General features: G+C 64.0%; 3 protein-coding genes. 1 reads left to right on the top strand and 2 read right to left on the bottom strand.

Annotated features, from left to right (window positions below; translation table 11 throughout):
• The coding region (locus AC07FY_RS32750) for an ATP-dependent DNA ligase (protein WP_479014032.1) at positions 1–370 on the bottom strand (370 nt) is incomplete at its 3' end.
• Positions 371–1,297: 927 nt separating this feature from the next.
• On the bottom strand, positions 1,298–8,197 hold the full coding sequence (locus AC07FY_RS32755) for a polymorphic toxin-type HINT domain-containing protein (RefSeq protein WP_479014035.1): 6,900 nt from the start codon (positions 8,195–8,197) through the stop codon (positions 1,298–1,300).
• Between the two features lie 275 nt (positions 8,198–8,472).
• On the opposite strand from AC07FY_RS32755, the gene AC07FY_RS32760 reads away from it, so the two are divergent.
• Positions 8,473–11,733, top strand: coding sequence for an FG-GAP repeat domain-containing protein (locus AC07FY_RS32760; protein ID WP_479014038.1), 3,261 nt, complete (start codon positions 8,473–8,475; stop codon positions 11,731–11,733).
• Positions 11,734–11,840 lie beyond the last annotated feature (107 nt).

Here is an 11,840-nt window from a genome sequence, read left to right on the forward strand (position 1 = left end):
CGCGGGTGGTGAACAGGTCCTCCAGCAGCGCGCGCCGCTGCGAGTACGGGCGCATCAAGAGCTCCACCCCGTCCCACTGCAAGACGTCGAAGGCAACGAAGTACGCCGGCCACCGCGCTGCCAGGCCGGCGGCACTGCGGCCGCGGGCAGCGGCGCGGCGCTGCAACGCCTCGAACGACAGCCCGCCTGCTTCCGCATCCCACACCAGCAGTTCGCCATCGAGGAGGCCGTGCGGCAACTGCTCCTCGGCGGCAGCCGCGAGGTCCGGCCAACGGTCCTGCACCAGGGACCCGCGGCGGGTCTGGAGCAGCACCCGACCGCCGGGGTCGGTCGGGGTGAACAGCAGCGCCCGGCGCCCGTTTCCGCTCATCGGCAGGCCGGGTGTCCCGGAGTGCAGCGTGGTCGAGCACCCGCAGGCCTGCGCCGCACCGGGCGGTCTGCGGCCTACGCCCCAGGGTGCCGGTCGCGGACGTCACGGAGGTGCGGCGCTCATGGGACCGCGGCCCGCCTTACCGGGACATGCCGATCTTCGGCGACGAGTTCCAGCCGTTTATGTCTGATTTGCGCAGTTGTTCGGATAGCGGTTTGAGTGCGCCCTAGTGTCGACCGGGCCACGTGTGTGGCATTGGTCGGCCGGGACCTGACCATGTTCCGGCTCGTCGGGAGGGAGACCGTGATGTCGCAAACCGGCTGACGTTGCCGTCAATTACTGCCGTCAGACCACGCAAAGCCCCGCCAGGTGTCACTGGCGGGGCTTCAGATGTGCTATTGGGATCTCCAGATATTCCTCACGAGATCGGAGCTGCTCGCGCGGTGAAATCCCGGGCCAGAGAGACCGACCAAATATCACCCCGCCGCAAGCTGTCTCCAGAGTCAGACTCCAGGACGTGCACGATCGCCCTCGACCCCATCACCGAAAATCTGGAGTGAAGATGACGACCACGGTCACTGATCTGTGCGACTTGGAGACCTTCGGCAGTAGCGTTCAACTGGAGGTCGCTGAACCGAACCCTCGACTCCATTTCCCCGTATTCCGCAATTAGGGAACTCGGCACAACATCGGGAATACATTTGGCTAGCCTGTGAACTTGCAAGCTCACCTCGAAGCACTGCCAAATCTCGCCCTTCTTGAAGAACGAGAGCTCCACTAGCCCGTAGTCACGACGCATTCGACCCTTGCGCACGTCGTCTATGTACCCGGTGCCAAACTTCGCTTCCCAATCGTCAGGTCGCGCCTCCAGTCCGAGCCCTTGGATGGCCCCAGACTTAAGGGCCTCGACCAAGAATTGAAGGGCACTCATCCGAGTTTCTCCAAGTTCTTGATAAGGAAATGCATCTCTGCGGCACGATTGGATTGCATCCCGAATTCCCCGGCATTCATACTGGTGCGCGCAGATGTAGCCTTTGCGATGATATCAGCCCTCAGGGCAGGATTGGAGTGAATCTCGTCCAAAACTTTTTGAACTTCCTTCGGGCTCGCCGTCCCGCCTCTCAGTCGAATTGCTTCGGCCCCAATTCCACCCTTGTCGTTCGGGAAGATTCGAACTTCGCTCTTCCCGATGTGGATGTGGGCACCCTTCGTCGCCCAGTCCTGATAGGCAACTGAAGCGTGAATACAGTTGCTGTTGTGAACGAGGACCGGAGTCTGACCCGCCAGCACATAGTACGTGTGAAGGTCATCTATGGTCAGGTTGTACGTCCGCGCGTGCCGCGTGTAGGGCTTGTTAGACGTGACGATGACAGTCTTGCCGTGGGCGGTTAGGAGAGTCGACCCAGGAGTGAGGTTCCGTGCCTCGACCCATTCATTGGCCGACGGGGACCAGAAGGGGTGCTCGTGGGTGGCAGTGAGTTCTTCGATTCCGTCGCCAGTAGCTATGGAAAGTGTGCTGAAGTGTTTGTCGTCTTCAGTGACGATCAGGTGGGTCACTTCACGCTTTCCGGATTCACCGGTCGCGGGGTCAGTGGCTAGAACTTCATCGCCGACTTCGATGTCTTCGATGTCTTTGGTGGTTCCATCGGCCATGAGGACGTCGGTGCCCGCGAGGAAGCATTTGCAGCCGCTTGCATTACCGCTTGTGCCGCGGATGCCTACGCTTGGCCTTGTTATGCCCCCACCTTCGAAGATGCCGACGGTCTCCATCGTGTCTTTCAAATTCGCGTATATAAAGGTGGCGGGGTCGCATCCTCGGTCGCTCATTTTCTGACACGCTTCGATCAAGGCGCTGAGCTGCATTGACCAGTCGGCCTTGGGGTCGACGGGCGGGCCCCAATCTGCTACCTGCTTTAGGTAGGACGTGCGATAGATGTCAATGAACTCTTGGGTATTGACCTTTGGAAGGACATAGACGTCGCCGGACGGAGATTTAACCGTAGGGGGGCCGTTGAACTTTCTTCCAGATGAGCTGCGCCCTCTATTGCTGTCGCGGTGGTGGGTCTTGGAGACCTTGCTGCCGCTGTCGTTGCGGTCGGTGATATCTCCGATGTTGGTGAGAGTTATCGTCCCCTTAGGTCCGCAGTTGTAGATCGTTCCACATTCCTCACTGCGTAGGCCGGAGGGGTCGCTTTGTGTGACGGGGTTGTTGTTGGCGTAGTTGTATCCGTTGAGTGACTGGGGCTGGTCGAGACTCAGCAGCGGGTCGACGCTGATGAACTGGCCCAGTTTGGTGTCGTACTCGCGTGCGCCAATGTGGGTGAGGTTTGTGGTTTTGTCGATGTCTCCCCCGACGAAGCCTTTCTGACTGGGCCAGACTGCCGGGGCTGTACCGCGCTCGGCGCCGTAGGGGAGCTGTTTGCGGCGGTTGAAGGTGAGGGTTGAGGCGGCGATGGAGAGTGTGTTGGTGCCGTGGTGGTCGGCGATGAGGAAACGGACGCGGCCGTCACTGCTGGTGCGCGCCGCGGTGCCGCCGGGGACGGGGTAGTAGCGGGTGCCGGACAGGGCCTTGGTGGTTTTATCCAGGACGAGTTCTTGGCCGCCCGGAAGGTACAAGGTGGTGGCATTTGGTTCGCGTTTGAGAAGCCGGGTGCCTTGCGTGTCATAGAGGAAGGAGGTGGTGGCGCCGGCGGTGGTGGAGGAGGTAAGTCTGCCTTCGTCGTTCCAACCCAAGGTCTGGGGCTGTCCGACCGCGGGGGTCCGGCTGGTCATATTGCCGGTGGCGTCGTACCCGTATGCGTCGGTGCCCGTGGCACCGCCTGTTGCGGTGACGCTGCGGACGGCGTGAGCTTGGGCCGCGCCGGCCGCGCTGGGGTAGGTGTAGGTGCGGGTGGTGTCGGCTGTGACTGGGCCGGCTTTGTGTTGCTTCTCTGTGGCGCGCTGGCCTGTGTCGGTGAAGGTCCAGCTTGTCCAGTAGGGGTCGGCGCTGCCGAGGGCAGGCGTGCCGGTGCCGTTGATGGGCCGAGTGGTGCAGTCGTCGGCGGAGGTCCAGGCCTCGGTAAGGCGGCGGGCCCAGTCGTAGGCGAAGCACTGGTCGTCCTTGACGGTGCGGTCGTTCTGCTCGTCGAGGATCCGGGTGATGTTGCCGACTGGGTCGTAGGTGTAAGCGATGTTGGAGAGTTCGCTGGGTGCCGCTGCCTGGCGGTCGGTGACTGCCGAGATGGGCCGGCGGGTGACGTTGTCGTAGGTAAGGGTCTGGGTAATGTTCGTGCCGAGGTTGCCGAGCTGCGCCTGTGCGAGTTCACCGAAGGGGGTGTAGGAGGCACCGCGCAGGTAGGCCTGGTCGAGGCTGCTGGTTATAAGGGACAGTCGGTCTTGGGCGCCGTAGCTGTTGGTGACGGTCTCGGCGGGCAGAGCGGCTGTGGCGTTGGTGTTAGTGGTGCTGTACGTCGCGGTGGCGGGCATCCCGTTCGTCGGGGTGACGGTGCTTGCAACGGTGTATGTCCCGGCGAGGTTCTCTTCACCGGTGACGGATGGGATCGTGACCTTCAGGCCGGTTGCCGCCCCCAGGCTGTCGTACCCGGAGACCGCGCTGGTGTACGCAGCTGTGCCGTCATAGCGGGTGGAACTGGCGGGCAGGGCTTTGCCGCCGAGGGCAGTGTCGTAAGTCCATTCGGCGAGCTTGGTGCCTGTGATGCTGCCCTTGCGCAGGCTGGTGGGGCGGCCCAGCTCGTCGTAGGTGGTGGACAGGGTGATGGACCGGGCGTCAGTAACGCTCTGGGGCCGTCCATCAGGGCCGTAAGCGATCGTGGTCGTGCCCTTGTCGGGGTCGGTCCTCTGGGTCTGCCGTCCTCGAAGGTCGTAGCTGTAACTCCAGGCATTGCGACCGGACGGGTCGGTGACCTTGGAGAGTCGTCCGGCTCCGTCATACGCGTAGGTGTGCTTCTCGTACTGGGATGCCGCCGCGCCAATGATCGGGTTGCGGTCCTTGTAGTCCCGACGTTCGATGGGCCGCCCCTGGGCATCGGCGATGGTGAGAGTGGCTGTCCCTCCCTGAGGGGGGACGACGGCCTGCCAGTCAGGACCGTATGTAGCTGTCGTGCGCCACTTCTCGTTGTTGAGGGTCAGCAGGAGAGTGTCGGTCACCCGGCCGCGCGAGTCGTATCGGCTCTCGGTTGCGCTAGGGATCTGGTTGTCGGGAACGACCAGCATGGTCGTACTGGTGGGTTGATTGTTGTAGAACGGAGCGTTGGCTCGCCGAACGCGGCCGTGATCATCGTAGAAAGCGTCACTGACGAGCCGGCCTGCGACGCCAGTGGCGTCGGTCTGGGTCTGGCGCTCACGCAGGTGAGAGTCGTAGAACGTGACGGCCGTGCCCCAGGTGCCGTCCTCGTAGAGCTTCTTGGTGGTGAGGGTGGACGGTGCCGTTGCGGACAGGTTGTACGTGAGGGCGACGCTGGGTTGCTGGCTGGTGGTGCGCCCGGCGGCCCAGATCTTGATCTGGCGTCCCATCGCGTCGTACTCAGAGGTGGTGGTGCGGTTGTTCCCGTCCGTGACTGCCAGTGACAGTCCCCGGAGGCCGTCGTAGGTACTGGTTGTGGTGTGGCCCTTGGGGTTGGTGACCGTCACACTGGTCGGCTGGGCGTCGGCTGCTGGTGCGTACGCGGTGGTGGTTGTCTGCAGGTCCTGACCCGTGGAGGTCAGCACCCGTCCGTACGCGTCGTGTGTGGCTCTACCAGCGGTCTCCCAGACGAGTTGATTGGCTGCGTCCAACTTGGATGCCTGCTCGGTCGAGCTGATGTTGGCCTGGCCCGCCTTTGGAGCGGTGCCGTTCGCCTGTCCGTCGTAGTAGACCCGTCCTGCACTGGTGGCGGACAGGACGGACGGCGTGCTGGTGCACGGCTTGCTGGACGTGCTGGTGACCTGTCGCGGATATGCGATGAGCCAGTTCACGGTGTCGGGTGTCACGTACTGGGTGACCGTGCACGTGGCTTCGGTGGTGTTCGCCCCGTCGTGCCCTTCGGCTAGTACGAGGCCGTAGCTTTCGTCGTACGCGCGCTGGGCGGTGCTGTTGCGCCAGGTACCGTCGGCCAGCAGGGTGCCGGTGACGGTGCTGGCGATTCCGGAGAATCGTGCCGCCTTCGGCTCAAGAACGGGAGCCGCAGTACCAGGCTTGTCGGGGTCGGTGATGCCGACGACCGGCTGTGTGGCATTGTCCTTCGAAAGCCAAGGCGTTTGGGTGCTCTTCTCGACTACTGCACCGGTTTCGGAGGCGTACACGCGGTTCTCGGACACCGCACCGGCGAAGTCGCGGCGGTCCACGACACCGTTGATGTTCGCGACGGTCCGCGCGGTGCCATTGGCGAGTCGGTCACCCGCCATGCCGGTGTAGTAGTCGGTCTCGGTCCTCCCCCGGTTGCTTGTACCTGTCAAGGTACGGACGGTCCGGTAGCCGCGGAAGTCGCCCCACGTGCGGTGCTTGTCGAGCGTGAACTCGGACTGATCACGGCGCCAGTTCGGGGCGCCGGGATAGACGTAGGTAGTGGTCTTGGAGGGCGACCCCGTGCCGGCGGTTGTGTCGCTCTCCTCGATGCTGGCGACCAGGTACTTGTGGAAGTAGTCCTTGACCTCCTCGGCGCCTCCGTCACGGGTCCACCACGAGGGGTAGCAGCGCTTGGTGTTGACGTCGTCGGCCGCAGGCAGGTTGCTGGAGCTGCACTCCTGGTCGGTGTAGGTGACGAGGGTTGTGCCGCCGGTTGCGTTGGTGATCTGAGTGATGCGGTACTTGTTGATCGGTGGGCGGCCGTCGGCCTTATCCACGCGGTTGGCCATGGGTGTGCCGGTGAAGACGGTCTTGTCGGCGCCGGGGATGTCTGTGAGCGTGCCGGCCTTGGCGGTGCGCTGGACGGAGTCCAGCCACAAGGCGGGCTTGGCGGTGTCGCCGGTGGGCGGGTAGGACTGCGTGAGGGACCAGTTGTCCACGCCGACGTGCGCGGTGCCCACCAGGGCGTAGGTGTCGATGGAGGTCAGGCGCTTGGTGGACCAGAACGTGGGTGAGCCTTGCAGGCACTGCTGGCCGGCTTTGCAATCCAGGTGGACGGGGACGTCTTTCCAGTCGTTGGCGTGAGCCTCGTCAAGGACGCAGGTGGTGGCCATGCAGCGGTCGGAGACCCAGAAGTTGACCTGTCCGGCAGCCTTCGGCGTCGTGTAGATCTGTCCGTCGCGCAGGCCGTAGGAGATTCGGCGCAGCGTGCTGTCGCGCGTGTAGGCGACCGGCGTGTCCATCTGCTTGTTCTTGGCGTAGTAGCCGGTGTACTTGGTGTAGTACATGGCCATGGCGTTGCCGTGGGGGTCGACGACGTAGTCGAGGTTCCAACGCCAGGCCTGCATTCGGCTGGATGAGGCGAAGTCGGCTCCTCGGCCAGGTTCGCCGGCGTGGTTGCCGAAGACCGGGACGGCATTGACCGAGGACGTCTCTTCCTTGCCGGCACTCCAGCCTGGGAGGCGGTTCTTACCGAACCAGTACTGGGTGCCGTCGGTGGTGGTGATCCGCCAGTACTCGGAGTCCTCGTCCCCCGAGTTGTTGCTGGGGGCGTCATAGATCCGCTCGACGCGGGAGCCGTCGTCGTTCGCGAGCTTCCAGACGCCCCTGCTGGCGTCCCAGAGCAGCTCGTTGCTGGAGCCGTTCAGCGACATCGTGGCGTTCTCTGACTTCCAGCAGAGGTCGCCGACGTCCGCAGTGTTGCTGCCGCCTTGCTTGTCGTTGCCACAAGGGGCGTATTTCCGTTCGATGAATCCGGGGCTGTACTCCCAACCCTCGCCGACCCAGGACGACTGGTTGTTACTGGAGCCGGTGCGACCGTCGACGGCAGAGGAGCTGTAGGAGAACCCCACCTTGGGCTCGAAACCACCCGGCACCGGCGGGACCGTGATCGGAACGTTCCAACCGAAGCCGCCGGAGTTTCCGCCCGCCGACCATGAACCCGATGTGGCGAGCGAGGTCGCCTTGAACGAGCCCTCTGGGCCATCAGCGCTGGCCACGGCAGCCAAAACGGTCATGGCGCCGGCCTCTGAGGCGACGGCAGCCGACTTGTCCTTCGGGGTAGGCGCTGTGGCCGCCAAGTCCACGTCGGCCGTCAGCTTCGCGGTGCTCTGATGGTTGTGGGTCGGGACTGAAGAGCTCTGGAGGCATTCGGGCTTCGAGGGCGTCGTAAGCGCACAGGGCGGCAGCCTGACGAGGTGCAGCGAGGAGGCCCAGTTCGCGCCGTAGGCATCTCTGATGTTGGAGTAGTCGACCTCAACCTGTACCCGGCCGCCGCCGGAGATTCGGCTGTCTTTGCGCTGTATGGACAGCAGGAGGCCGTCGATGCCCGCCTTCTGGGCGGTCTTGCGGTCAGCGACGGTGACCTGGACGCGTTCCGGACCCGATGAGTCATTCGCTGCTGCATCGGGACGCAGGAAGGGCGAGACCTTCGCCGACTTGGTGACGCGTACCGGCAGTTTCGCCTGAGCCTTGCTGTAGGGGGCGGCCCCGGCCAACGGCGCGGCAGCCGACAGCGTCACGTCCGCCGCGCCAGCGGCGGGCCAGGTCACCTTCGAGGGCTTCCAGGAGGAAGCCGCGGTCGGAGCCTTCTTGCTCTGCGGCTTGAGGTTCTTGCCCGAGACGGACGGCGTCTTCTGGGTGCCGCGGGGTTTGTACTCCGTGGGCCCCGCCCAGGCGGGGCCGGTGAGCAGGGAGACGGACAGGGCGACTGCTGTTGCACCGACAATTCCGGTACGGAGCTGACGCTTTCTCCGAAAGCGAACACCTCCGAACAATTCGGGCATCGCGCCCGATCTGATGGACACAGCAAAACCCCCCAAGGGAATAAAAGACAGATAAAACCGCAGCCAACACTCTCTCTGGTGGTTTGCGCAAGACCCTTCTTCGACACATCTGACCTGCGGAAACGCTACCGAGCTATCCGAAATCGATCATTCCGGATGTCATGTCCGCGTCAGTACCCCCTGGGCTGTCACCCCGTCTAGGTCGATGTAAATTTTTTCGCTTACGCTGCGCTGACTCACAGCCTCGACCTTTTCCAGAAAGACCAAAAAAACCCATGACCCACCGAAGAGCCGGCGCTCGCCTGACCCGCCCGCTGGCTGCCGTTCTGGCCCTCTCCTTCCCGCTCACCGCGCTGAGCATGATCACCACCCCCGAGACCGCCACGGCAACCGAACAAGCGGCCACCGACACAGACCGCGTACCACAGGCAGCATCGGAAGTGAGGGCTTACGGCCTCGCCAAGGGCTCCGGGCAGCGCGTCGAGATCATCGACCGCCGCACCGAATACTCCGAGACCTATGCGAACCCCGATGGAAACCTGACGCTGCGGCAGTCCACGCTGCCCATCTGGTCACGCCACAAATCCGTGTGGCGCAAGACCGACCCGACGCTGACGCAGCAGGAGGACGGGACACTCGGGCCGACTGCGTCATTCGGAATCGCCTTCTCCCGGGGTGGAGATGGCCCGTTGGTAGCGATGGACCGCGGAGGCAAGAAGCTGGCCTTGTCTTGGCCGGGCAGGCTCCCGGAGCCGGTGGTGGGAGGGAACACCGCGCTCTACAAGTCAGTGCTGCCCGGCGTCGACCTCAAGCTGATAGCCGAGGTCAACGGCTTCGCCCAGCACCTTCTCGTCACCACTCCCGAGGCCGCCGCCAACCCGGCCCTGAAGTCCATCAAACTCGCCGTCACCTCGGAAGGCGTGACACTTGACGAAGACCACAGTGACCGGCTCCTGGCCAAGGACGCGGCTGGCAACATCGTCTTCAGTGCGCCCGCCCCCAAGATGTGGGAGCAGCCCGCCCCCAGTGAACCCGCTGGCCCGGCGGCGACAACCACCAAGTCCTCGGCCATGTTCTCCAGTGCCGCCGTCACCGAGGAGACGGCGACGGAGCCCCAGCAGGCACCCGTCGGCGCGGATGTGACAGGCAGCACCCTAACGCTGACCCCTGACCCCGCTCTGCTGTCTTCGGCGACACAGTTCCCGCTGGTCATCGACCCGATCTTCACCGGCGGCTACACCGAAAAGTGGGCCGTGGTGTACTCAGCCACTCCGAACGCGGATTACCCCTGGGGCTCCGGCTGGAACTCCAGCAACCCCGCGGACGAGCCCCGCGTGGGTTACAACGGCAGCGGCGATACCCAGTCGTTCTTCGCCATGAACACCCACGGCCTCAAGGGCGCCACCATCCTCGACGCCACCTTTGCCGTCGAGCAGACCCATTCCTGGGGCTGTGACGCCTCAGCGGCCGGCCCGACCGAGTTGTGGACCTCCCGAGACATCACCACGACCCCGACCTGGAACACCCGCGGCAACTACTGGGGCTACAAGCTCGCCCAAGGTAACTTCGCTCACGGCAACCCGACCTACTGCCCGGGTGTCGAAGGCTACGACTTCAAGTCCGCAGCTCTGACCTCCTACGTTCAGGAAGGTTGGGACCCGCTCGTCTTGGGCCTGCGTGTCCCGAATTCCTACCTGGGCAACGTCAACAGTTACAAGCGCCTGCGCAACAATCCCGTCCTCGAGGTCACCTACAACTTCCCGCCCGAGGTCACCGCCAGTGCAGCCTTCGAAGGCTCCTGGTCTCCGTCGGGCGAGGGCAACAAGCCCGTGCCTTGCGGAACCACCATCGGCAACAGCGGCCTGGCCCTGACCGCCACCCTCCTCGACAAAGACGGCGGCACCGTCAGCCCCGAGTTTGTCGTCACCACCGCTGCAGGCGCCGCCGTACCCGTCTCCTACGTCACCAACGTGGCCAGCGGCGGCACAGCCACCGCCACCGTCCTTGCGAACAACCTCCCCACCGGCACCTACAAATGGAAGGTGCGAGCCAAGGACGGCGAGGGACCCGACAGCCCCTACACAGCCGACTGCGCCTTCTCCGTCGACAAGACCGGCCCCACCAACGCCGTCACCGTCACGAAAGAAGACGGCACTGCACTAACCGTCCACCAGGCACGCACCAAGCTCCGCCTGAAACTCAAGAACGCTGCCACAGATCTCGCCGGCTTCTGCTGGGCCCTCGACCGCCCGGTATCGGTCTCGAGCAGCGGTTGCACAGACGCCTGGGTCCCCCTTGCCGCAGGAGCCACCGAGACGGTCATCGAAATCGTCCCCACCGGCAACCCCCAGAGCAAGCTCCACGTCCTCGCCTATGACAAGGCGGGCAACCACTCACCGGTCGACGGCGACGCCGACAGCACCGTGATCAAGACCTCCCCCGCTGCTTTCGTCTACGCCTCAGGCCAAAGCCCACTGATCAAGCGCGCAACCCATGATCTCCTCGGCGACCTCAACGGCGATGGCTACACCGACATGTACGCCACCAGCACCGATACCAACGCCGAACTCCGATTCCATGCGGGCGACGGTACCGGCAAGCTCACCCCCTACACCGTAGGCTTCAAGGGCTGGGCGGGGGCGCTCATCGCCCACGGTGGAGACTTCACCAACCTCACCAGCCCCACTGCGGCACCCGATGGCTACGAAGACTCTCTCGTGCGCCTCCCCAACGGCAGCCTCTACCTCTACCCCGGCACCGGCAGAGGCGCCGCCCTGTACTGGACCCGCCAGACAATCGCACCGCCCTCCGACCTCGGAACCCAAGGCTGGAAGCGCATCCTGCAGATTGTCATGCCCGGAGACATAGACCAACGCGCCGACACTGGCTTCGCCAACGGCAACGACCTGGTAGTCCGTGTATGCGTCGACGACGCCTGCACCGACTCACGCCTGCGCATCTACTCCGGCCGCACCATCGCCGGCGGAGGCGCCGACCAGACCGAACCCTTCGACGTACAGCAGGCCAACTACGTCAGCACGGGCACGCTGTGGAAGGACTACACCATCCTCGCGGCAGCAGACCACAACCGCGACGGCATCAAGGACATCCTCGCCCGCAACAAGGCCGACGGAATCGCCTACCTCTACCCCGGCAAGATCACGGACGGCAAGTTCAGCCTCGGTGGACGCACCGTCTTCGGCAGCGGAGGCTGGCAATCCACCACCCGCCCCCTGATCACCTCAAACGGAAACGCTCAAGGCACCGTCGTCAACAAGAGCGTCAACGACGATGGCACCACCATCTCCTACCGGGAGTTCCAGCCCAAGACGGGTGATGACCTCGCCGACCTCTGGGCTACCACCCCAGCAGATCCGAACTACACCGTCACCTACGACGACGGAACCGGCACGGCCAAAACCACCCAATGCCCAACCGGCTGCCTCCTCTTCTACCCCGGTACCTCGACCGGCCACAGGACACCACTGAAGGTCGGCGACAGTAACTGGAGTACCACCAGCACCGGAATCTTCTAACGAGCACGCTAATACTGCAACGGTGTTTTCTGTGATGGTTTGTTGGCTTCTGGTGGTGTGTAACCGCGTCGTTTGTAGTGGCTGACACGTGCCTGGAACTGTCGTCG

Source organism: Streptomyces sp. NPDC045967 (assembly GCF_056430495.1).

Coding starts and splice junctions, on each gene's coding strand:
- AC07FY_RS32755 (WP_479014035.1), bottom strand. CDS start 8,197: ATGCCCGAATTGTTCGGAGGTGTTCGCTTTCGGAGAAAGCGTCAGCTC.
- AC07FY_RS32760 (WP_479014038.1), top strand. CDS start 8,473: ATGACCCACCGAAGAGCCGGCGCTCGCCTGACCCGCCCGCTGGCTGCC.